18 protein-coding genes and 2 pseudogenes are annotated in these 22,402 nt (G+C 55.8%); 5 read left to right on the forward strand and 15 right to left on the reverse strand.

Going from position 1 to position 22,402, the window contains the following annotated elements; all coding sequences use genetic code 11:
• Positions 1-298: 298 nt before the first annotated feature.
• Together AB7E06_RS16720 and AB7E06_RS16725 are read right to left on the reverse strand one after the other, a co-directional pair.
• A complete protein-coding gene (locus tag AB7E06_RS16720) occupies positions 299-1,846 on the reverse strand; it encodes a DNA cytosine methyltransferase (protein WP_427957764.1) in 1,548 nt (515 codons plus the stop codon).
• Positions 1,847-2,360: 514 nt separating this feature from the next.
• Positions 2,361-4,373, reverse strand: a complete 2,013-nt coding sequence (locus AB7E06_RS16725) for a DNA topoisomerase III (RefSeq protein WP_427957766.1) — start codon at positions 4,371-4,373, stop codon at positions 2,361-2,363.
• Positions 4,374-4,865: 492 nt separating this feature from the next.
• On the opposite strand from AB7E06_RS16725, the gene AB7E06_RS16730 reads away from it, so the two are divergent.
• Positions 4,866-6,371, forward strand: a complete 1,506-nt coding sequence (locus AB7E06_RS16730) for an ATP-dependent nuclease (protein ID WP_427957768.1) — start codon at positions 4,866-4,868, stop codon at positions 6,369-6,371.
• On the forward strand, positions 6,368-7,216 hold the full coding sequence (locus AB7E06_RS16735) for a hypothetical protein (RefSeq protein WP_427957770.1): 849 nt from the start codon (positions 6,368-6,370) through the stop codon (positions 7,214-7,216). The genes AB7E06_RS16730 and AB7E06_RS16735 overlap by 4 nt, the downstream gene beginning before the upstream one ends.
• 123 nt (positions 7,217-7,339) lie before the next feature.
• Here the strand turns inward: AB7E06_RS16735 and AB7E06_RS16740 are convergent, their stop codons facing one another.
• The 10 genes from AB7E06_RS16740 to AB7E06_RS16785 all read right to left on the reverse strand — a co-directional run bounded on the left by AB7E06_RS16740 (position 7,340) and on the right by AB7E06_RS16785 (position 15,213).
• Positions 7,340-7,777 carry a single-stranded DNA-binding protein gene (locus tag AB7E06_RS16740; protein WP_427957772.1) on the reverse strand — a complete coding sequence of 146 codons (438 nt, stop codon included), beginning with the start codon at positions 7,775-7,777 and terminating at the stop codon, positions 7,340-7,342.
• Between the two features lie 61 nt (positions 7,778-7,838).
• Complete coding sequence (locus tag AB7E06_RS16745; RefSeq protein WP_427957774.1) at positions 7,839-8,366, reverse strand: DUF3158 family protein; 528 nt, start codon at positions 8,364-8,366, stop codon at positions 7,839-7,841.
• A complete protein-coding gene (locus tag AB7E06_RS16750) occupies positions 8,363-9,139 on the reverse strand; it encodes a PFL_4669 family integrating conjugative element protein (RefSeq protein WP_427957776.1) in 777 nt (258 codons plus the stop codon). Before AB7E06_RS16750 ends, AB7E06_RS16745 begins: the two co-directional genes overlap by 4 nt.
• A gap of 317 nt (positions 9,140-9,456) precedes the next feature.
• Positions 9,457-10,680 carry an STY4528 family pathogenicity island replication protein gene (locus AB7E06_RS16755; protein WP_427957778.1) on the reverse strand — a complete coding sequence of 408 codons (1,224 nt, stop codon included), beginning with the start codon at positions 10,678-10,680 and terminating at the stop codon, positions 9,457-9,459.
• A gap of 3 nt (positions 10,681-10,683) precedes the next feature.
• Positions 10,684-11,244, reverse strand: coding sequence for a DUF2857 domain-containing protein (locus AB7E06_RS16760; RefSeq protein ID WP_427957780.1), 561 nt, complete (start codon positions 11,242-11,244; stop codon positions 10,684-10,686).
• Between the two features lie 15 nt (positions 11,245-11,259).
• On the reverse strand, positions 11,260-12,915 hold the full coding sequence (locus AB7E06_RS16765; protein ID WP_427957782.1) for a ParB family protein: 1,656 nt from the start codon (positions 12,913-12,915) through the stop codon (positions 11,260-11,262).
• On the reverse strand, positions 12,908-13,156 hold the full coding sequence (locus AB7E06_RS16770; protein ID WP_427957784.1) for a type II toxin-antitoxin system HicA family toxin: 249 nt from the start codon (positions 13,154-13,156) through the stop codon (positions 12,908-12,910). Before AB7E06_RS16770 ends, AB7E06_RS16765 begins: the two co-directional genes overlap by 8 nt.
• Complete coding sequence (locus tag AB7E06_RS16775) at positions 13,140-14,015, reverse strand: ParA family protein (RefSeq protein ID WP_427957786.1); 876 nt, start codon at positions 14,013-14,015, stop codon at positions 13,140-13,142. The genes AB7E06_RS16770 and AB7E06_RS16775 overlap by 17 nt, the downstream gene beginning before the upstream one ends.
• 44 nt (positions 14,016-14,059) lie before the next feature.
• Positions 14,060-14,278 (reverse strand): AlpA family transcriptional regulator, encoded by a 219-nt coding sequence (locus tag AB7E06_RS16780; protein WP_427957787.1) that lies wholly within the window; start codon positions 14,276-14,278, stop codon positions 14,060-14,062.
• A 119-nt stretch (positions 14,279-14,397) separates the two neighbouring features.
• Positions 14,398-15,213, reverse strand: coding sequence for a hypothetical protein (locus AB7E06_RS16785; protein WP_427957789.1), 816 nt, complete (start codon positions 15,211-15,213; stop codon positions 14,398-14,400).
• Positions 15,214-15,918: 705 nt separating this feature from the next.
• On the opposite strand from AB7E06_RS16785, the pseudogene AB7E06_RS16790 reads away from it, so the two are divergent.
• Positions 15,919-16,562: pseudogene (locus AB7E06_RS16790) on the forward strand (transposase); the annotation flags it as partial.
• A gap of 60 nt (positions 16,563-16,622) precedes the next feature.
• On the opposite strand, the gene AB7E06_RS16795 reads toward AB7E06_RS16790, so the two are convergent.
• From AB7E06_RS16795 to AB7E06_RS16805, 3 genes are all read right to left on the reverse strand, one after another.
• Entirely contained in the window at positions 16,623-17,456 is an 834-nt protein-coding gene (locus tag AB7E06_RS16795; RefSeq protein ID WP_427957791.1) for a hypothetical protein, read from the reverse strand.
• A gap of 11 nt (positions 17,457-17,467) precedes the next feature.
• On the reverse strand, positions 17,468-18,592 hold the full coding sequence (locus AB7E06_RS16800; protein WP_427957793.1) for a hypothetical protein: 1,125 nt from the start codon (positions 18,590-18,592) through the stop codon (positions 17,468-17,470).
• A gap of 87 nt (positions 18,593-18,679) precedes the next feature.
• Positions 18,680-18,853 (reverse strand): hypothetical protein, encoded by a 174-nt coding sequence (locus AB7E06_RS16805; RefSeq protein WP_427957795.1) that lies wholly within the window; start codon positions 18,851-18,853, stop codon positions 18,680-18,682.
• 861 nt (positions 18,854-19,714) lie between these two features.
• Here AB7E06_RS16805 and AB7E06_RS16810 point away from each other — a divergent pair.
• Positions 19,715-20,187: pseudogene (locus tag AB7E06_RS16810) on the forward strand (IS66 family transposase); the annotation flags it as partial.
• 1,001 nt (positions 20,188-21,188) lie between these two features.
• Positions 21,189-22,226, forward strand: a complete 1,038-nt coding sequence (locus AB7E06_RS16815; RefSeq protein ID WP_427957797.1) for a DUF72 domain-containing protein — start codon at positions 21,189-21,191, stop codon at positions 22,224-22,226.
• The last annotated feature ends 176 nt before the right edge of the window (positions 22,227-22,402 follow it).

Consider the following 22,402-nt stretch of genomic DNA (forward strand, 5'->3'; position numbering starts at 1 on the left):
CCTTGGATGAGGTTTCGCACCGGTCTGGCGCTGGGGGGCTGGCTGCGCGCACTGAAGCTCGCGTGATAGCGTGCCGGGCTGCTATGGCCGGTTAGAGAGGAAAGGGGCTGAAGTGCCCATGGGGATATGCAACACCTGCGCCTGTGACAGGCGCCTGTCCGCGACACGGTGCGATGCGGACAAGGAGGTCAGCGCGGGAAGATCCGCGACGCAGCCTGAGAGACCGTGGCTGCTGGCTCTGCCGATTCTTCGGTGATGCACGAGTGAGAATGGCGGCAACTTCCAGTGTTGTCGTGCATCAATCCGAATAGGTTGCGCCCATCTTGTTCAGGCACAGCACAAGACGGTGACCCAACCACTCCATGCACGGAACGGCCATGGAGTTACCGATGGCCTTGTAGCGTGGAGTATCTGCAGCGGGCTTACCGCGATATGGGATCAACGTGTAGTTATCGGGCATGCCTTGCAGGCGTTCACATTCCATGGGCATCAGCCGGCGTACCCGCCACTTCGTCCAGCCACCGTAGCTTGAACCACCTGGAGCGCACTGGAAATGTGCTTCGTAGTCGGGGGCCAGTACATGCCCCTTGTCGGCGCCACCGCTGCTGGCGCGTAACGCTGGGGATACGGCACCGCCTAACTCGGCTGCCAGGCCGCTCTCACGACCCCTCAAAGACACGCACGCCACCATTGGCATGCCGTAGCCCGGTTTACCATTGGACAGCACGGTGCAGGCCACTTGGCCATGGCCTGACTCGTAGCGCACCTCGCCGCGATTGTTCTGTGCGAAGGCAATCGCAGATCGTACGCTCGCCCGCAACGTGGGCGCCCGTTGTACCGTGGCATCTGCACCGCAATCCTCGGCAGAGAAGGCAATGATCGGTACGTCCTTGCCAGTAGCGTGCTCACTGCCGCCCTTGTCAGTGTTGGCAGTGTTTAGCGCATGGGTGATGAACGTCTCGGTACGAATGTCATGCTTGGGGCCAGCAGCCATCAGGCATGCCGCGATATTGACGGGGCCGGTGCCGCCACTGAACCCAAAGGTCGTCGTGACCTTGCCATAGGGCTGCTTCAGTCCTGCGTACCAACCGTCTGTTGCCTGAGTGCCAGATCCAGCAGTTCGGGCAGCTTCTTGCCACGGCGCGCTGCTCGCTGAAGAATCCCTGCGCAGGCCTTCGCGCTCAAAAAGTACTTCGGCGGGATCGAGGTTATTTCCACCACTTGCCACAAGAAACACACGCTTGCGACGCTGGGCGACGCCGAAATATTGAGCGTCGAGCACGCGCCAGGCGATGCGGCGTTGGGGGCCAGACACGTAACCTGCGTGCGCCCACTTTTCCCCTGGCGGCTCGAGTGGACGGCTTTCGCCGGCAAGTGCTCCCAAAAAGTGGCCAAAGGCGTTGCTGCGGTCATTGAGGACGCCCGGAACATTTTCCCAGACGATGGTGGCTGACGAGTGATCGTCTTCATGGCGGATTTGGTCGATGGCATTGGCTAACTCCACGTAAGCAAGGGTCAAGGCACCACGCGGGTCATTCAGGCCCCGGCGGCTTCCAGCAATGCTGAAGGATTGGCACGGCGTACCGCCCACCAGAATGTCTGGCGCTGGTACAGCGCGGTCGCGAACCTGGCGGGCGATCTCGGTCATGTCGCCCAGATTGGGCACATGCGGGTAGTGGTGGGCAAGTACGGCACTTGGGAACGGCTCGGTTTCTGCAAACCAAGCAGCTTCAAGGCCTTGCGGTTGCCAGGCAAGGCTCGTAGCTTCGATGCCACTGCACACACTACCGTAGAGCAGCGGCGGATTGCGCGGCATGCCCAGAGAATGGCGGGGTTGAGGGTTCATGTTGGTTCTCCTGTTCGTGTGGCCCAGGGCCGGTGCGTTGGTGGGCAGGAGAAAGGCGCCGACAGCCCAATGGCCGTCGGCTCGGGAGGAGAAAAACCACCCGTGGGCTGATTGGCAGGCCCGGTTGTCGCTAGAACCGTCTGCTGTCAGCAGTCACACCCGACCCATGTCGTGGCTGGGGTCGGCATCATCTGGCGCACATCCGCGCACAAAGGGAGCCCAGCTTTTCGCCGTTGGGCACGGCATCGAATACCGCTGACCACGAAGGGTCTCCAGGTGCTTCGCATTATCTGGCAAACTACCTGGAGACCCTTCGTGGAGGCGGAAAATTACAGAACAGCAGAACGCGCAGGAGGCGATTCGCGGAGAAGCTACCTTCAGTCCCGCAGCCGAGGTAGCTGAGCGGGACGCGCACAGGGAAAAGAAGGCGTTGCGCGCTGGGCGTCCCGCTGGGTATGCGGGACACGGGCCACGCCGCCATTGGGCAGGCATGGCTCACGGATAACGGGGTCGCTCAGGAATTTTTTTTGCCGCTGTTTCGTGAGCGAGAAGGGCCGCGTTTGGATGTGCGGGATTCGACCTGCAGCGAGCCTTTGCAGTCGGGGTAACGGCTGCACGACCAGAATGGACCGCTCTTGCCTTGGCGCTGGCGTGTAGGTGTGCCGCATTGTGGGCAAGCAGGTCCTTGGGGAACGTTGATGGACAGGGACATGCTGCCGTACTGCGCTATCAATTGCGAGATCCAGGCGGCCTGCTTGCCGATGAACATGTCCAGCGTGAGCTGTCCAGCCTCGATCATGTCGAGCGCCTGCTCCCAAACAGCGGTCGTGCCGGGGTCGACAATTGCCGCAGGTACGGCGTCAATCAGTGTGAAAGCTGCATCAGATGCGCGGATGGAGCGTCCTTTCTTTATAAGGTAGCCGCGCGTCAGTAGACCGGCAATGATGTTGGCGCGCGTGGCTTCGGTGCCGATTCCCGTCGTGTCCTTGAGCTTCTGCTTCAGGCGCGGATCGGTGACGAAGCGCGCCACGCCTTTCATCGACTTGACCAGTTCGCCCTGGGTGTAGGCCTTCGGAGGCAACGTCTTGAGCGCTTTGATTTCGGCCTCGGCCACTTGGCACTCCAGGCCCTCGCGCATCGGGGGGAGTACCTGGCTGCGCGCCGTGGCTTCACCGTCCTCGTCCGCTTGCGGCTCGGCCAGCACCAGGCGCCACCCCTGGGCGACCACCTGCTTTCCGGTGGCGACCAAATTCTGCTGGCTGCAGGAGAACTCGGCGACGGTGCGGTCGAACTCGTGGTGGGACAAGAACTGTGCCAAGTAATTCGCCCGGATGAGCTGGTACACGGCCAGCTCCTTGTCGCTCATCGCAGAGAGGTTCGCGGGTTCTAGCGTGGGGATGATGCCGTGGTGAGCAGTCACCTTGTTATCGTTCCAGGCGCGCGAGCGCTGGGCGGGGTCGAGCTGGTCCATGATTGGGCGCAGCGAGGGATCGGTCCTGAGCAGGCTGTCCAGGACCAAGGGCACCTCGGCGAACATACTTACAGGCAGATAGCCGGAATCTGAGCGCGGGTACGTCGTGGCTTTATGCGTTTCGTACAGGGCCTGGGCGATCTCCAGAGTTTCTTGCACGTCCAGTCCCATCTGTTTGGAACAAACTTCTTGGAGCGTCCCCAGGTCAAACAGCAGCGGCGGACCTTCGCGCACGCGCTCGGTGACGACCGATACCACCTGAGCGCTGCCAGCAGCGCGGATCTGCTGCACGGCCTGCTGGGCGATGGGCTGCTGCAGGCAGCGACCGGCGTTGTCGGTACAGTCATCGGGCGGTACCCACTGCGCATTGAACGACTGTCCACCTGTGGACAGGGACACGTCGATGGCCCAGAACGGCACGGACTTGAAAGCCGCGATCTCACGGTCACGGTCCACTACGAGTTTAAGTGTGGGCGTCTGGACGCGCCCGACCGACAGCACGCCGTCGTAGCCAGCCTGCCGGCCCAGCACTGTGAACAACCGGCTGAGGTTCATGCCAACGAGCCAGTCGGCGCGCGAGCGTGCCAGCGCCGAGTAGTACATCGGCAGCGTGTCGGAAGATGGCCGTAGCTTGCCAAGCGCGGTGCGGATCGATGCATCGTTGAGCGCAGACAGCCATAGCCTCTCGATTGGGCCGTGGTAGCCGCATAGGTCGATGATCTCGCGAGCGATCAGCTCGCCCTCGCGGTCAGCATCGGTGGCGATGACAAGATGGGTCGTCTTTGCCAGAAGCGCCTTAACGACCTCGAATTGCGCGGCAGTCTTGGGTTTGACCTCGACCCGCCATTGCTGGGGAATGATGGGCAACTGGTCCAACGACCAGCGCTTGAGTGCCGTGTCGTAGATCTCGGGCGCTGCTGATTCTACAAGATGGCCAATGCACCAAGTAACGGTGACGCCGGGGCCGTTGAGGCAGCCTTTACCGCGTTGGGTAGCGCCGAGAATTCGGCCAATGTCCTTGCCCTGAGAGGGCTTCTCGCACAAATACAGCCGCATGTCCTTCCATCCGAATTCCGTGGTTCATTGAGTTGATGGAAACGAGGATGCCGGACGTCACCAGTCGCAGCAGCAAACAAGACGCATGCGGTTCCGACCGCTTTCAATCGATGAAATGAAGCGGAGACTATTGTGGGATCAGGAGTCTGCGAGCGGTACGCGCGTGCAAGCCTGCAAGCTGTTCATGAGGCCGCAGCATGTCCCTCAGACCGTTGTGGTCTGGCATGGCCGCGTTGCGTGCCTCTGGTGGTCACTGATCGATTAGGCTCCGGCAGTTTCTGAGCCATCGCCGTCCTTGGGTTGAAAGCTTTTGCGGGACGGCCCCAAAAGCATCGACTCGAGGCTGGACTGGTATAGATTATATGGAAAATGGTTTAAATTCCCTGGGTTGTGAGTGTGCGTTGCCATTCTCTAGCCGGTAAGTAGTTAGCGCTTATTCTATGTAGGTCTGTTCAATCTGAGAAAAAATTATCTGCATGAAGGAGATAAGGCTTGCCATCAAAACTTAAATTTCTGATCCGTACACGGAAGCAAGCTGTTCCGCGATTGCCGCGCCCGGTATTTATTCTTACTACTGATAACTGGGATGACTACGGGCATAAGGTGCAGTTTCATCTCAGCTACGTTGATAACGACGGGAATAGCGCTCGCCTCGGAGCAGTCAAAATTCTCCAACGGACGAGCACGCAGGGTGAGCCCATCAAACTGGCAGAAGTCACAGAATTACCAGACGAATTCTCTGAATTGGGAGAGGAGTTTGTGTCTCTTGGGCAGGAGGATGACTACTACAAGCTTCTACATAAACACTTAGGAAGAAAGGCAACAGCCGTCCTTGACTCACTGCGTGATATCGCTTGGCGGCCTGCATTCGCGACTGACTTCGAGCCCACCACAGCCTTCCGAAATGCCATGATGCGCGAGAATGGAGCTCATCGCGCCCGCCGTTTCGGTCGCGCATGGGTTATGGGGGAGCCAGTACGTGAAAAGCTCGACTTCACTTATATCGGTTCGATCGAAGGTGCAGATGAAGATGTAAAAGCAACGTTTGCTTTCAACCCCAAAGATCCCATTCCAGGTCGCATTGTTGGCATTATTGGTCGCAATGCGGTTGGAAAGACCCGTTTTCTCGCTAGTTTAGGGGCTGATCTTGCGCAGATTTCGCGTACCTCAGCCGAGAGGTTAACGGAAAGAGAAGAACGATTTCCCGGTGGTCGTCCTCTGTTCACCCGCGTGATAACTATCTCATACAGTGCTTTCGATCGCTTCAAGCGACCGGCCCCTGATAGCTCCAGTAGTTATGTTTATTGTGGCATTAGAAACGAAAAAGGTGGATTGTCGCGGGTTTCGCTAGTTGAAACCTACCGCCGGAATCAAGGTCGCATTCGTGAGCTTGGTTTGCAGTCCGCCTGGACTGACTACATGCAGACCATTCTAGGTGATCTTAGCGACCAGTTAACGACGAGCCTGCAAGAAGAAATCGATAACTCAGCAACTGAGGATAAGGCCTTATCCTTGCTTAGTTCCGGTCAATCCATCTTGGCCCACTTCGTGACAGCTTTGCTCGCTTGGATCCAGCCCAACTCGCTCGTTCTCTTTGATGAGCCCGAAACACATCTTCATCCGAACGCTGTCGCCAGCCTGTTTCTAGTGCTCTCGGATATATTGGAGAGGTTCGACTCATATGCAGTAGTTGCGACTCACTCACCCGTTGTGATCCAAGAGATTCCGGCCAAGAGAGTGCTCGTATTTGAGCGGGAGCAGAATTTAACAATTGCTCATCCATTGTCTATTGAAAGCTTCGGCGAAAGTGTGACCGAGCTAACCAAGCATGTGTTTGAAACCATCGAAGTTGAGAATGTCTATCGCAGAGTATTGAAGGATCTTGCTTTTGACGAGTCAGCCGAGGAAGTAGCAGCTCGGTTTGATCGCGGTCTCAGCCTCAATGCACAAGCATATCTGCTGGCGCAGTATGGAAAGAAGGCGGGCAAGAAAAAGTGAAAAATCTGACCTCTTTGCCAGCCGTCCCAACCTATCTAGCTCGCTATATGGCGATACGGGACAGGAAGCATCGTAATACCCGAGCCTTGCTCACCAACGCTCATGCGCTAATTGAAGAGCGGTATGAAGCATATGAACAAGCCATCGGTAGAGGCACTTTGGCCGGACTCCGGTGCCATGCGGATGCACTGCAACTTAGTGAGAGCCTGCGCGCTTGTTACAACGGCACTACGCAGCCCTTAACCCAGTTGAAACAGGCAATCAAAGATGCGCAACCCAAGCGACTTTTGAAATACTGTCCACTTTGTGGAACGACGCTTCCCGGCACATTCGACCACTATATGCCTGCGGTGAGGTTCCCGGAGTTTGCAGTGCATCCGCTTAATTTGGTCCCCTGTTGCGCGAAGTGCAATTCGACGAAAGACGACGATTGGCTTTCCGCTGAAGGAAATCGCCAGTTTCTGCATGCTTACGCTGATCAGATCCCAGATCTGCAGTTTGTCACGGTCACGCTGCACGAGTGTGCAGCGTTGGGTGGCGTCGGAGCCACATTCTCTTTGGAAAGGCCTGCTGGTTTGGCGGACGAGATGTGGGCGCTTATCGAATCTCATTTTCGCCGTCTCAAACTCATCAATCGATACGGCGAGCTAAGTAACGATGAGGTGGCAGAGATTCTTGCTGGTTGTCGAAATTTCCATCAGGAAGGTGGCCTGAGTGTCCAGAACTTCCTGCGAAGACAAGCTGTTGACAGACGTGCAGTCTATGGAAGAAATCACTGGATCGCTGTCCTAATGGATGCAATGGCTGGACATCCTAATCTTATGGTTTGGGTTCAAAATGCATGATTGCGGAGTACCTCGAAAGCTGCAATTTGAGGGAACGTATGGAGTTTGTTGGATATTGATAGAGCTATCCCCTGGGGATAACTGGAGGGCGGCGCAGAATTTGGACCGCCCTCCATGCCGGGGTCATTTCCTGCGTTTTGTTTCTTTCGGCACAGAAGATGAGCCGTCGACCTGAGGTTCAGGCTCTTGCGGCATTTTTGGGCTGAGCGATACAGACTCGATGCGGTACGGCAAGATGCCGATACTGCGTGCGTTGATCTGCCAGGTTTCGCGTGGCTGCTCTTCGTTGTCCGTCCAGGGTTCGCGCTCCATGCGGCCGATGACCAGTACGCGCATGCCCTTCTGGTACAGATCCTTCCAGTGCGCGGTGTCACGGTGCCAGATTTCCACGGGCGCCCAGAAGCCGCCACGATCTTCGAAGTCGCCGCCCTTGGTGGGAACGGGGTTATCGAAGTACACGTTCAACCGCAGCAAGCGCCGCGGCTCGTCGTTGCCGTTTGGAAACTCGCGGTACTCTGGCGCAGAACCAATGTTGCCTTCGCCGGAAAAGTGGGTGCTCATGTTGAAACCTCCATGTGGTTGAAATACCCGTGCCTGATTGGCTGTGGGCGGTTTTCCGCAATCACTGATCGCGCATTGCAGGTGGGGTGGATTTGAGCCGGCGCAGGTAGACGTCTTCTGCCTCGGCGGCCTTGCTGGCGCATTCATGGGCTTGCCTGCCCAAGGTGTGCAACAGGCTGATCTGCATGTTCAGCGTGATGCGCTGTAGCTCGATCGCATGCAGGTCTGCCAGTAGATTGACCGGTGTGCCTGTGCTGGCCATCAACTGCTGCCACAGGGTTACACCCATGACTGACCGGTCGTGCTTGCGCCAGCGAAGAAACGCCGTTCCTGCGCCAGTAGTTTGTTGGGCCAGTTCAATGGGCAGCAGGTGGAAGGGGTGCCCGACTACCTGTTGCAGCACCTGTCGCTGCGCCAAACCAATCAACTCGTCGCGCATGGCAAAGCAATGGTTGGCCCAGCTCTCTAAGTCCCCTTTACCTTTAAAGGGTTTTAAAAGGCCTTTTAGAGAGGCTGCGTGTTCCAGCTTCATGAAGGCGGTCTGTTCCAAACGATGGAAGTAGCGGATGTCGCGGGCCGGATCGCTCATGCCTGTTCGTCCTCGCCTGCATTGGCGTCAGGTGCCTCGGTGGTTGCGGACTCATCCGCTGCGAGGGCAGCGGCAGTCTCATCACTTCGCTGCTGCAGGCCACGCCGCACGATGGGCGGTGCGAACTTTGAGCGGCGCGTGCCTTCCAGCACGTCCTGTGGCAGATCACCGAACTTCTCGAGCGCTGCCCGGGCAGCTGCGTTATTTGCGGCGAAATCATCGCGTACGCAGCCCGAGTAGCGGTATTGTTGGGCCAGTGAGAACAAGCTGCGTAAGGCGTGAGCCCCCTCGTTGAGCCAACGCTCGAGGGTGCCACGGTCGATAAGCGCTGTGTGATGGGCGAGGATCAGCTTTCGGGCAATCTCGTCGTAGTCGGCCAGCAGATAGACGGCGGCAAAGCCGAGTTGGGCATTGACGAATAGTGGCAGCTTGACGGGCTGCACGTTGAGATTCTCACCTAGGCTCAGCGCCGGTGGTACGCTCGCGAGCGCCTGCTCAACCTGTTCATGCAATGATTGCAGTGTGGCCTTTGTTTGGTCGAGTTTTTCCTCAATACGCAGCATCCACCAGTCCGAGTATGGATCGTCCTGTTCGGCGCCGCGGCGCATCTTGTTCATCTGCGCAATGTAGCCGTTCAGGCCGACAATGCCCGGTCGCCCCTCGGTGGCAGCTCGGCCATGCCAAATGCGGGAAGCGTGGTGCGTGTGAAGCGTCAGCGACATCGCGCTGCGTAGGGAGCCGAGATTCAGTTGCAATGGTTCATTGGTTGCCATGGTGTCCGCTCGTTTTGAGAGTTAGAACGGTCAGCTTCAGGCATGAAGTGGAAGGCAGTCAGTCAACAAACTGAAACTCGCGCAGCCCCGGTTTAGGAATTGTTGATGGCCTTCGGCGTGAGCTATCCCCTGGGGATAGGTCCATGGAGCGCCAACGAGCGCTGCACGCTTGGGTTGGAGCGGATAGCTCGACGTTGCGGCAGGTGTTCGATGTCGGCTCTGTGACTGCATCGCACCATCCCCGACTGCGGGATTATCCCCAGGGGATAGCTCTACTGACAGCCATGGACATCTACTTCAGCGCTGTTCACGCAGGCTTACTTGTTGACGAGCAGATTGCGCAGTTGCTCGATATGTTGTCTGGCGAACTCCCGAGAGACCGGCTTGCCTTGCTGTCCAGGAGTTGATGCTGTTGACGGCTGCGGGTTCGGAGAGATTGCTGTGGAGGGTGTCGCACTCTTGGCCCAGGCATTGAACTCGCCATTGATTGCTCGTTGGATGATGCCGAATAGATACCCCGCGGGGTTGCGGATGCCATTGCCACTACACCGTGTGGCCCACTCGTCCAACACAGCCTGCCTTAGCAAAACATCGACCTGCTGCAATGCCATCCTAGCACCTGTCTTCTGCTCTGCCTTCAGTTCTGCGAAGCGCTTGGGCCATCGTAGATCGTCCAACGCGCGCGCCTGCGCCGTAGTAAGTACTTTATTAATACGATTACTACGTACTGTACGGGCTTGCTTCGGATTCCGAAGAGAGACGTCTGGCGTGGGTTTGGACCCTGCTTCGGAATCCGAAGCAGGGTCATCACAATTCCGAAGAAGGCTCGAACTCCCTTCTTCGGAACTGTGGTCGTTTTCACGTTGTGGACAACTTTCGGTGGCCGTAACGCCTTGGCTGGCGAGACGCTCGGCCAGGACCTGCAGCCGCGACGGCAGCGTGCGGCCGGACAGCAGTGGATCTTCGGCGATTTCCTTGAGTGTGTTCAGTCCCACCATCTGCACGGCCTTGGCTGAGTGGTTGAGGGACTGACTGACTAGCGCCAAATAATCGGCGTCCAGCTGCATCGCTTCAAAAGGCGTCAACGGCTCGTCGTGCAGGACATAGAGGTTGCCGAGCATACGGCCGCTTTTAGGGTCGCGGCGCCGGCGCACCAGACTCAACCATCGGGTGAGGCGCAGTAGTGTCAGGGCTCGCGCCACAGTTTCATGCGAGGCTTGTCCGGCGCAGGGCATTGAGGCCAACCATGGGCGTAGCTGCTCGTAGGTCGGGAATGCGGTCACGCCATCATCGTTGAGCATCAACCGGAAGACTTGCCAAGCGTTCCGTTCCAGTGGCGTTAGTCGGCGGTCGAGAAACAACCTCCGAGGCACAGTCTCGTGCCTGTTGCCGCTGAATAGGAAGGTATCACCGGAAGAGCTTGGGGTGGAAGTGGGTGTGACCGGGCTGGGCTCTGGCGAAAGAAGGTCTTTCAGGGGAGTGTTGAACAGGTCAGCGAGAGCGACAGGGCCGCGGTGTGGTACGGTTTGGTCCACCGCCATGGCTCAGCCTAATCCCTGATCGACCCAGCTCTTGATCGAGGCCCAGACCACCGACAGAGGCAACGACATAACTTCGGCCAAGTCCATGGTGGCGTCGAGGATGGAGCTTTCGTCTTCAAGATCGACAGTCGTGGCGTCGTTCAAGGCCTTCCAGCGTCGCCACAGTTCGGTGTCTTGTTGCTCATCCAGTACAGGGTGGCGGCCTTTGCGTTTGGGCAGGCCGAGGATATCGCGCCGAAGCGCCACTTCTTGGTGAGTCAAACCAAAGAACCGACTGACCATCTCGGTACTCGCGCCTAGTCGAAGCATACGATCAACAGTGGCGATCTCTTTCTCTACATCTCGCGCCTGTTGGAGCAGACGTCGGACCACTTCGCGGTTGACCGTCACCGAACACCAGGAAACGCTGGCATTGGCCAGCACGCTGATTAGCGCAGGGTGTTTGAGAGCGTCCAGTTCTTCCTCGCCAAATCCCATCAATTTGCAGCGTCGCAGCTGACCATTGCGCAGATCATAGAGAGCTTGGGCAATGACGGCCTGGTTGAGGGGGTTTTGGGCGGACATGCTGGCTTTTCCCTCTCAACTTCCGGAGGCCGCAGGCCCGGCTTCCAGATCGTACAGATGTCGGGCCAGCCGCAGCAAACGAAACAGCTTGACCAGCGCAGTGTCACTTAGCCGTCGGAATTCGCCGTGCTGCCCGTGTAGCAGCGTCGGTAGGTTGGTGAGGACTTGTCCGTCATCTAGGCCAAGTTCAGCGGATCGTTGACCGGCAAAACATGCAAGTAGCGCCAAGATTGAACGGCCAAACGGCTCCGCCGCGGGCTGTGTCGGTTTACGGCAGGCGAAACCGATTCCAGCCGTACTGTCCTCGATACACTCTTCCAGATCTGCTTCACCTGCAATTTCGCGTGCGAACTGTGCAATATGAATACGCAAACGCTCAGGCGAGTCGAGACTGGGATCGATGTACCAGACATCGGAGATTGGGTAGAGTCCGCCAACCTGTACTGGGATGGACTGCAAAACGCTTGCTGAGAACTCCGGTGGTAGCGCATCACCTAGCTGCTCGGCAACTAAGCGTTGGATGGATTGCAGTCGTTCGGTGGTTAGCGCCGGAGAGACGATATGCTTTTGAAGTAAGTCACCATCCGGTGTCTGACTGGCCTCTTCAGTCTGTTCGTCGTCCGTATCGCCCTGATGTGCCGAGGGAGCGGATATGGGGGGGCTTACCGGGGTTGGTAAAGGATTTGAGACTGGAGGGGCGATATCGGCAGGCGGAAGTGAAATTGTTCCTGGCTCAGGCAACACAGGTGGGGTTGAGGGTGGCGTTGGGTCACTGGCTAAGGCACGATGGCGGCTCTCGGATTCAGTCAGTTCCAAGGCAAGAACGTCGTAGTCTATGTTCAGCAGCTCGGACATTTGACCAATCAGTTCGTCCTGTACGCGTTGGGTGGAGAACTCATCGGCCTGCACGTCGAACTGAGAGAGCACTTCTTGGAAGAATTCGTTGAAATCCTGGAGCTCGGAGCGTCCCCTTGCGTAACGCTCCCAGGTGCGTTCACACGCATTTCGCATGACTGACAAGCGCTCGACCTGATGACGGCCGAGCCCGTTATAGAGAACGGAGGGAATCGCGGGCAGTAGATAGCGCACTGCGTCGTTCATGCGGCTGATGTGTGACTGCTGGATCGGAAAGCCATCTGCAGCGAGTCGGCGGGCCAGTTCGGATTGGCTCAAGATAGCGCCGCTTTCCTGCTCGTAGAATTCGCGCGCCTTCTCGACTCCGAGGGCACGTTCGATGAAAGTGAGGCCACCGCGCAGTTCATTTTCGGCAAGATGCCCGGTCAGCATGACCACTTCGCCGCGGCTGGGCCATGGCCGGAACAAGCACGATATTCGGAAGTACCGCTCATCCTTGGTTTCCGACCACAGTTCGCGCAGAATCGCTAGTCGCGTATTTCCGCCATTGCGGATGATGTAGTGGTCCTCGCCAGGCCGTCGGGTGACAGCCGGTGCCGCGTCCAGGCCACGCTCTCGGATCGATGCCTTGATTTCCTCGTAGGCCGGATTGCGCTTCTTGCGCGGGTCGTGGTCGTAGGGACGCAACTGGTCCAGGGTCACGACCATGGGAGTGTCGGCGATCGGATCGCTCAAGGCCTGCACGGGCGGGCCGCTGCGATCGAACACGGCCGCGAGTAGCTTGCCAGCCATCTTCTGAGGGGTCATTTCAGCCATGACGGTCCCCCTGCGCTTGGGATTGGGCCTCACGCGCGGCGCGGCGGATCTGAGCTCGGGCGTTAAGGGCCGCTCGGTGGTCGCCAGCTGTCGAGCTGGTGTAGATTGCGGCGTAACCTGACCTGGTAAATTTAAGATGGCCGCCTGGCGTGCGCTTAACGTGCCAACCTTCGCCAATAGCGAATTCTATTAGAGCCCGCAGCCGCTTGTGGCCTCGGGACAACTCATGTGCGTTCGCCATGTGGCCTCCGTGTATCTAGAGGCAGTGGCGGACGACCGGTCACCGCGGAAAATCGCTGTAGCCATTGCGGGAATAATTCGTTGGCGAGGCTACGAATGTTGCCGAACTCGACAGGAGCGACTCTACCGAACGGCGGGCGATACTCGACCCAATGCACAGGCATTCCACACGTAGCGGCGCGCGGAAAGGCTTCAATGGCAGGGAGTTCCGTATCCAGTACTTGGATTCTGGTCTGATCTTGAAAAATCAGGCGCAGTGTCTGCAAGATGAGACGGGAATTGGACGAAACGGCTGGAGCGCGGTTGATCAGCAATTGCAAGACGGGCAGTTCGATGCCAAGCTTGCTGTATGGTTCGATTTTCTCTATCAGCTGCAGCGTGTCTCGACGCAGTTGGCGCGCAGCCAGGATTTCCGGAGTGACTAGAGATACGGCCAGCTGGGAAGCCAGCAAATCCATCTCCAGCAACACGCTTCGTGCGTCTTGGGTGTCTATGACCACCAGGTCGTAGTAGGGTTGAAAGGTTGGCATCAAGTTGCGTAGTCGCAGACGGCCATTCGGTGCGCGCAGCATCAAGGTATTGAGCTGGTGGTGCTCGTCGTTGGAAAGCACCACATCTGGGTTGTTGACGACGGTACGCGATACCAAACAAGCCAGGTTGCGTTCGTTGAAGGCCAGAAGCTCGTAGATACCCCCTTGAGCGCGATGCGTTAGTTCGTAGTAGGAAGACAAGGTCGGTTGCGTGTCCAAATCGAGCAGGAGCACGCGTAAGCCCGCGTCTGCAACAAACGCGTCGAGGTTTGCCGCAACGGTGGTTTTACCAACGCTTTTTTTTGTGGAGATCAGGGATACTGCAAGCATGAGCGAAATTCCTTTTCAAGGACATCTGGCAATTTCAGAGGCTTTTAGATGCGCTCATTGCGGCGGTCGGCTATCCACTGCTCGACCTCGGCAGAATCCCAGCCCACTGCTCGCACGCCCAGACGCATGGCCTTGGGGAACTTCCCTTGATCCATGAGCTTGTAGATGTGAGCGCGCTTGAAGCCGGTCTTTGCTTCAACTTCGGCGCGGCGTAAGATACGTCGCTCGTTGTCCTTCACTTCGGACGGTGTCTGCTGATCCATGGTGATCACTCCTTGGCGCTACTGGCGCTTCGTTGTTTGTGATCCCAATTGAATTCGTCCTGATAGATTCAGGCCACTGCAAATGCAGTATCGGTGACTGCATGTACAGTGTTGCGCGGTTAGGCAATTTGTGCTGCGAGTCGACGATTGGCCTCGGCAAACTTGGCATGTAGCGTGCGTTCAGTGATCCCCATCAACGCGCTGTGGTGGGCAACTAGCACACTGACGATGGCCTCCTGACTTCGGAACGTCGAGTACGGCGTCCCAGACGGAGAGTGAGTGAGCATTACGTGGAGTAAAGCGCCGATAATGTTGAGATAGGTTGCTTCGGCACGCGGACTGATTTCTTCCATGGAGTGCTTGCTTTGTATGCGTGCATAGTCTTGTTGTAGCAATTCGTGTGAAGCTTGAAGCTCCTCCAAGCGGCGGGTGCAGCTTGCGTAAGTGGCCCGCAGAAGCTCCCGTTCGATAATCAGATTTTGAATGAGCTCGACGTCGATGGCGGGATGTAAGGTACGTTCGAATGCATCGAACAGGAATTCTGGTCGTTGGTCGGGATAGTGGCGTTGAATCCAGGTGCGAAGGTCAACATGTCGCACGGTTAGGTCTGGGTCGGAGACAAGGGTTGGATCATCGCACGTGATGCCGCAGCGACCGTAAGGCAAGTCACCGTGTACTATTCCGTCGAAGATGCGATCTAGATTCAACTGCAAGTGGGGCCATTGTGCGAACTGACGCTGCGACGCCTGATTCGTATCGCACCAGAGGCGGATAATCTCGCTTTCGTGATCAATAAGTCCACTCCAACGGATCGCGGCTTCAATGGGTGAGTAGAAAACTTTAATATTGTTGGTATAGGTTGAATTGCGCATCCCCAAACCACCCCTTTGCATCCCACGCTGAGGCCTGAGAATGGAAAAAATGCCATTGGCCATTCGTGTGTGTGCTCCATGGATCGCTTTGGGACAAGAGAGCGCGTAGGCATAAAGACTCTCTAGAAAGCTCCCATGGACGCGGCTAACCCGAGGCTCTCCTTCGCGGAAAAATCCGCTCTAATGCCCGCGTCTGTGTAACGAGTTCATGGCTAGCGGCCGGAGAGGCGACATGTTTATGTCATACGACAATTATGCAAGCAGTGTTTTCGGGTACAACGCGCGCGTAAAGACTAGTTGGGCCCTAGCAGAGTTCAGTGACAGTCTGATGGCGTTGAAATGACAAAATAAATCATCGCTGTGACCCATCTCGCGGTGGCTGACAGCACTTCACTACTTGGAAGTAGACGCGAGATGAGCGTGGGCGTGTGAGTGCGATACATCACAATGTATGGCCGAGCCAGGTTCTGTTTTAGATGTCGTTTTAGGTCATATCATTGACGAAATTAGAATTAAAGACTTTGCATTGAGTATGATCGTCGACATGCTTGGAAAAGCAGAGTCAGCTCAAAAGTAAATTTTCTATTTGAGACCTAACATGTCGCTCAATGGGCATGTTAGGCTGCTAAGAAAAAGACGCTTCTTCGGGAATTGCAGGCGATACCGGCGGAGTTGCTGGATCAATTTGGCTGGGCAGTACGAGACAGTACTCTCGCGGGAATTCATCAGACGGTGACTGACGCGGTAATGGACTAGGTCACGGCCTAGCAGCCCCGCCCCTTGGAGACCATGCTTCTGGTTGTATTTTTCGACGCGCAGCGAGTCAAGATCAGCGAAGACGGCGTGGTCTGCAACAAGGCTGTTTATCTGGCACTGGTGGGGTACTTGGGAAATCTTCGGGGCTGTGGATATAGCACCCCGAAAGAGCCAAGTTCTGGATGATGGTGTTCAACGAGCTCAAGACTCGTTGCATCCAAGGCCATCCTGATCGCCGCCACCGATGGATTAAAGGGCGTGCAGCAGTCGCTGAATGCGGTGTTCTCGACCACGACGCTGCGCAAACCTGCATAGTGCATCTGATCTGCCCTACCTAGCCCGGACTAAACCGGTTGGAAGGAGTGGTGGGCGGTGGTAGCGCGAGCTACATGGCGGCCACTATCGAGGCGGTGCTAGCTGCATGAGCGGCATTCAAGCAAGGCCCTTAGAGTCAACGCTACCAGCTGATCACAGAAGTGTGGCGTCGACCTTGGGACCGCGTGATCTCGTTCTTTATGTTCCCGCCCATTATCCGCAAGGTGATTTACACCATCAAAGCCGTCGAGAGCATCAACGTTCTGTTATGGCGAGCGGTAAAGATGTGGGGACATTTCCCCAGCGATGGGGCTGCCACCAAGCTGCCCAGGTTGGTCCTTTTATGCTGATGCCTGGCCGCGCTGGGGAGGCAGCACCATAATCTTCGACCTCGGACTATCTCACTCGGTGTCGAGACTATGAATCCAATTACTGAAATCAGTAGCTTTGCTTTGCGCGGCAAGTTCATAGGCACGAGCAAAGCCAGGGACGCAGGAGGCGTTCTCGGTAAGGGTATCAACAAGTGTAGCTGCCTCCAAGCATGCCGACGCCTCGCTCTCAAGAAATGTGTTGCAGCTTCGAATTGAAAAGAAAGCGATCTCTAGTTCCGCCTTCCGTTCTGCTGTGAACTTTACCAGTCCGGGATCCACTTCAATGATAGATGGCTCATTAGAAAGTATTTGAATCAGGTAAGCATATTGCACTGCAAACGTCCACCAAGAATGCCACACAAGCCGCGCGCTTCTCAAGCGTTTCTTCCAAGGTGAATAACCAAGGGCATTCTCAATGAAGGGCTTGGAATGTATCTCCCGCAAATACAGCGCTTGATGCATGCTTTCATGAACTAGCAGAGATGAGATGCGAAGAGCGTACGAGCGCTTATCAGGAACGCCGATTTGGATGAAACCGGGCAGCTGGGGGGAAGAAGCTGAAACGATTTCCTCACAATTGGGCGCTCGCCCTAGGTCAATACGAGTCACCCTTAACGGCGTTGTCTGAGGCTCTCCGATACGTGCCCCAAAGGGAAAATGTGCCTTAGCAAATTCCCATGCATGTAGCACCAACGCACGCGCACCTCCTTGCTCAATTAGCGGAAGTGCCAAGCACTCGTAGTCACCAATAGACACACCATCATGACACACAAGCTCTGGAGTTGGTACGTCTCTTTCATATGAGATAGACACTCCGCCCAAGGCCAGTTTAATAATTCGGTAGAGCGAATACGCTTCCGTCATATGTCTATTGTCTAATTCATACTTGCGGCACCTAGGCCACAGCAATCATCACCTGAAAAGACATCCTCGCTCATCTCTACTGGCGGGTGGGGCCTATCCGTCGGCACTACTCGTGTAAGATCGAACTCTATGCTCGTATCTAGGCAACGAACCATCCCACCCTTAGCGATAAGATCAATGTGTATGTCGCACGAATAGCCAGTTAATTCGTCTGTTTGATTGTGTTGGCCGAAGCCTATGTGAATGCCCGGAGTGCGCTCATTAAGATGTGAGTTCTCCGATACCGGTTTTATGACCGCACTATTGGTGCCAAAGCCTAATTCACCGACTCGGCGAGAGTTTCGCCTTGTAAAGGCCTGCTCCAAGAACGCAAGCATTTTTCGGTTTTCACACTGAATATCCACCGCTAAACCATCTTGTATTTCCACAGTCACTGGCGAGGAATCCAGCCGAGCATCCCCTGAAAAAACAGAATTAACATTTATTGCGAAATCAGCCACTAGCCTTCCGGAAATGTTTGCGGGGTACGTTGCCACCTCTCCCGCTGGCAATACCATGAATTTTCGAGGTTGTGGTATTCCGCGATTACTAATCCACTTATATAGGTTCTGCTCCAGTTCAATTGACAACAGTGTTCCGGCAGGCGTTGAGACTTCAATGTGCTTGCTACCTGCCATTGCATACATAAGGCTCGCATTTAATGCGGAAAGGACATTTGGCGGAACTTGCAATCCGATGGTGAATAGATCCCTATTCGAATTAATCGTTCGCACTACTTGATATTGATATGATTCATACTCTAAGAAACATCGTCTCACGACATCGTTGTGAGACATGGTGTCCATTTCCAAAATAATTAATACGCAGCGTCCCGGATCGGCACGAGTGCGAGGCACTATGTTTCTTAGGCGAGCCTCAAAATCAGGGTCATGGAGCGGTGACATCGGAGTGATTCTGACCCGATACCCGCGCCCTTCTAACGCCATATATACCCACGCCGCTCCCTCACGTGCATCGGGGGTGTATGCGATGACAAAGTCGTCCTCGTCCCTTGCAACAATGAAGGTATCTAAGAGACGATGCACCCCCTGCCAAAGCGGTAAATCAATACGGGTGATATCTGTCTGTTCAGGCATAGGCGCTCCATTGAGGGGTAAAACATTACATCACATACGCCACGAACGATGCGTGAGACACGTCAGATGTTTTATCTACGGTCAGAGCTAGGCTGTCGTCTTATAGGCAACGTACCAAAGCGTCTGGTTGGGGTCGAGATAAATTTTTTGCCCATCATGAAGTTTCTTTTGCTCTTCCTCGGTCAAAGCTTCAAGGAATTTTTTCAGTTTTTCTTCCAAATTGGGTGGTAAGTTCTGCGGAAGGTTCGGTACGTTTGTCATCGCAAGGCCTCCATTAAGACAATTTTAAATATGCCGTCTCGAAGAGGATGCGTCAAGCCGAGGTTACCCAGTCGACTATTGGTCGACTTCTCAATTCTCTGACCATCGAGGTGTAGAGTGAGAATTCGCCAAGCATTTGCGCAATACGAATTGGTCGCACCGCCTTACGCATCGCCAATGGAATGGCGGGTTAAGCCAGGAGGTCTTCAGTTTTTTACCGTCCTCCTAACCAGCCCAGCCCCGATGAGGCTCGGGGCCCGTCCGCTCCGGGTTATTGCCAGTCCCGTGTGCGTACTACGTCCCTGCAGGGCGGTCGCAGACAGTCGAACAAGTATCGGGCCTCTTCGAGGCTTCCCCGGGTGCTGGTCTCGTAAAGCAGTTCCAGAAAGGGACGCTCTGGAACTGCAGTCTAGGCTTGCCGTGGTGCCGTATGCAGGGTTTTGCCGGTGAGCGTGTCGTCTGGCCATCGACCAATCTGGCGTTGACGTACCGCCGGGAATCCACTGGGTAAATCTGGCTGGCAACAAAAAGCGGGCATCGCCCCAAAGCACTATTGTCTCTGTGATGGCAGGTTGTGTAGCAGCCCTTACAGACCCAGGGCGCTTTTGCCCGCATATGCAGGCCGGTGACCTTATCCTGTTGGAGCCGCATGGCACCGCTCACGTTGAAGTTACCATTGTGAAACGGTCAAGGAGATGAGGGAGAGAGGGCTCATTAATGAACCCGCTATTAAAACGTTAGTGTCCGTTTTTCTTTGCATTGACATACTGGCTGTCATGAGCATTGCATCGCTGGATCACCCGATGCGGAGGAACTGGTGCTGTACATGCGCTGCGCGAGCAGTGCGACACGCTCAGACAGGCGCAGGTGCTGGTGGCTTGGTTCGCAGATCGCCTGCCGCTGTATCGTCAGGAACGGATTTTCGCCCGCGCCGGCGTGGCCGAGTTGTCCGCCGATACGCGCTGACAGATTTGGGAAGGGCGGGCCCAGCCGATCCCCAAGATCTTGCATCGATGGCTGATCACGCAGCGCTATCCGGCGCCGGATAGCTTGGGAATGGCTCGTGTCATCGACTACAGCCTCAAACGCTGGGAGGAGTTGACACGATACCTCGATACCGGCGAAACACCGATCGACAATAACTGGGTCGAAAACTAGATCTGCTCCTGAGTCATTGGGCAGCGAACGGTTGCCATTATGAGCCTGATCCAGTAAGCGCGACTGAGCGGGCATGGCCTGTATGCCTATCTGAAAGACGTGCTTGTACGCCTGCCAACTAGAAACACCATCAGATTGCAGAACTGTTGTTCCATCGGTGGGTGTCAACCTCCTAGGCTGTAGCGTCGGGGGTGTGTTCAGCTGGCGCCTACGCATGGTCGTCGATATGCTCAGTTGGAAAAGCAGTGTCGGCTTAAAAGAGAAGTCAGTAATGTATGGACTCTCTTCTTAGCATCACATGATTGAAGGGGTGCTTCCCCTCTACGCCGGTGGTTATGGCGTTAGTGCAGTGGTGGTTGCGCTTGTTAATGGTGGAGAAGGAGCTTAGTAGCTGTTGGTGGCAGTAGGAGGACTACTATGGAGCATGGCCGATCAGTTGAGATTGCCAACGGCAATCTAACCGTACATAATGTCGGCAATCGTGTCTTGCTGAACGCGAGAATTTTTTTTTAAATCATAAGGTTAGACGCATTTTTCTGTTTCCATCACCCGCTCCAGTTCTGCTTTGTTTCCAACTCCCCCGTTTTTCTGCAACGATTTCCCAAGTCAGGCTTTGCTGCTCTCGGGAGCTGGGTGTGTTGGCCTGCAACACGACTGCATTTCTACTTCTTAGACGGTGGTAGCCGCTGATCCTTCAAGCGAAACTTGATACATGTCGCTATTTATCGAAATTGGGTACACGTTTTATTGACGTGTCGACGAAATCGGAATGTTGAATCATGGCTCTTGCTACGGCTTGGAATCCGGGTCAGCTTGCTGCGTGAGCAGTTACCCCAGCGCGTCAGGCGCCCACGGCGTATTAAAGCGGGTCAAACCGCGGGGGCCAAGTCGCAAGATGATTCGGACTCTGTGGATCCTGACAAGTTGGAAGGTTTCTGATGACGACACGATCTGCCAAGCGCTCAGACCTGAAGGTGCACCTGGGTTCGAGTGCGCATATTGTGGGGCACCATACTTCAGGTTAACGGTGGGGGAAGCAGAAGCAATCTGGGCGGAGCTTGTTCAGGCTGTCAGTCGTTGGCGCAGCGTCGCCAAAGGGTTAGGCATGCAAAGTACGGATCTGGTGGATTTTGAGCCGGCATTTGCTTAACTTCATTCCCATGGCACTATACCCAGCATGCAAGAAGATCTTTTCGGCGATGCCATTGCTCAGCCACCCGCTTCAAAGCCCGCCGCTCCCTCCCGACGCAAAATCACCAAAGTCAGCCTTGCTGCTTCCGCGCTGGAGCTAAGCGATCTGGCGGCCCAGCTTCCTGAAACCCTGCGTTTCGGTGTCTCCACCTGGTCTTACCCCGGTTGGGAGGGCTTGATCTGGGATGGCGAGTACGAGTCGAATATCCTCTCTAAGCATGGCCTGCAGGCCTATCACCAGCATCCTTTGATGCGTACAGTCTGTGTCGATCGCACCTTCTGGCGTCCTTTGACGGTCACGCAGTATTCCGCCTACGCCGCGCAGGTGGATGACGATTTCCGCTTCGTTGTGAAATGCCCGTCCATGATTACGGATGCTCAAGTTCGTGATGAGCAGGGCAAGGTGCGCAAGTCCAATCCTGACTTTCTCGATATCCGTTTGGCTGTAGAGCAGTTTGTGCAGCCTGCGCTCGAGGGTTTGCGTGACAAGCTGGGCGTGCTGGTCTTCCAGTTAAGCCCACTGTCCTGGGGCTGGTTGAATCGCCCGGCAGAGATGTTCGACAAATTGGGGCAGATGCTGGCGGCGGCGCGAGAGGCTTTACCGCAGGGTTCACAAGTCGTGCTTGCTGTAGAAGTCCGAGACCCGGAGCTGCTGACCCAAAGTCTTGTCGATACGCTCAAGGCCAATGGCGCGACGTTTTGTCTGGGTCTGCACGGCAAGATGCCGCCGATTGAGGAGCAACTGCCTGTACTGCGTGCCTTGTGGCCGGGACCCTTGGTGTGTCGCTGGAACTTGAACCGGGAGTTTGGTGCTTACGGCTACGCCGATGCTCAAAAAAAGCATACCCCCTTCGATGCTATCGTCAGCGAGGACTTGCATACCCGCACGGTATTGGCGCGTACGATTCGCGGAATTACGGGGGCGGGGCAGGCGGCGTATGTGACGATCAGCAATGATGCGGAAGGCTGCGCGCCGCTTTCCATTAAGCGGCTGGCGCAACTTGTTGTGGCACAAGAAAAGTAAAAACGGGTTTTGTGAATGGTGGACCGTTCACAGCGTCTGTGTTGTGGCTTGTGCTGGGCTGGGGACTGAATTGAAAGAAATGTGCGGCATGCAGACCTTGTCTTTGCTGTCAGATTTACTCAATATATGTAAGGTTTGCTTTACTTATTGACAGGTATTTTTGACTTCTATAAAGT

The organism is Alcaligenes sp., assembly GCF_050255915.1.
GTDB lineage: Bacteria > Pseudomonadota > Gammaproteobacteria > Burkholderiales > Burkholderiaceae_B > Alcaligenes > Alcaligenes aquatilis.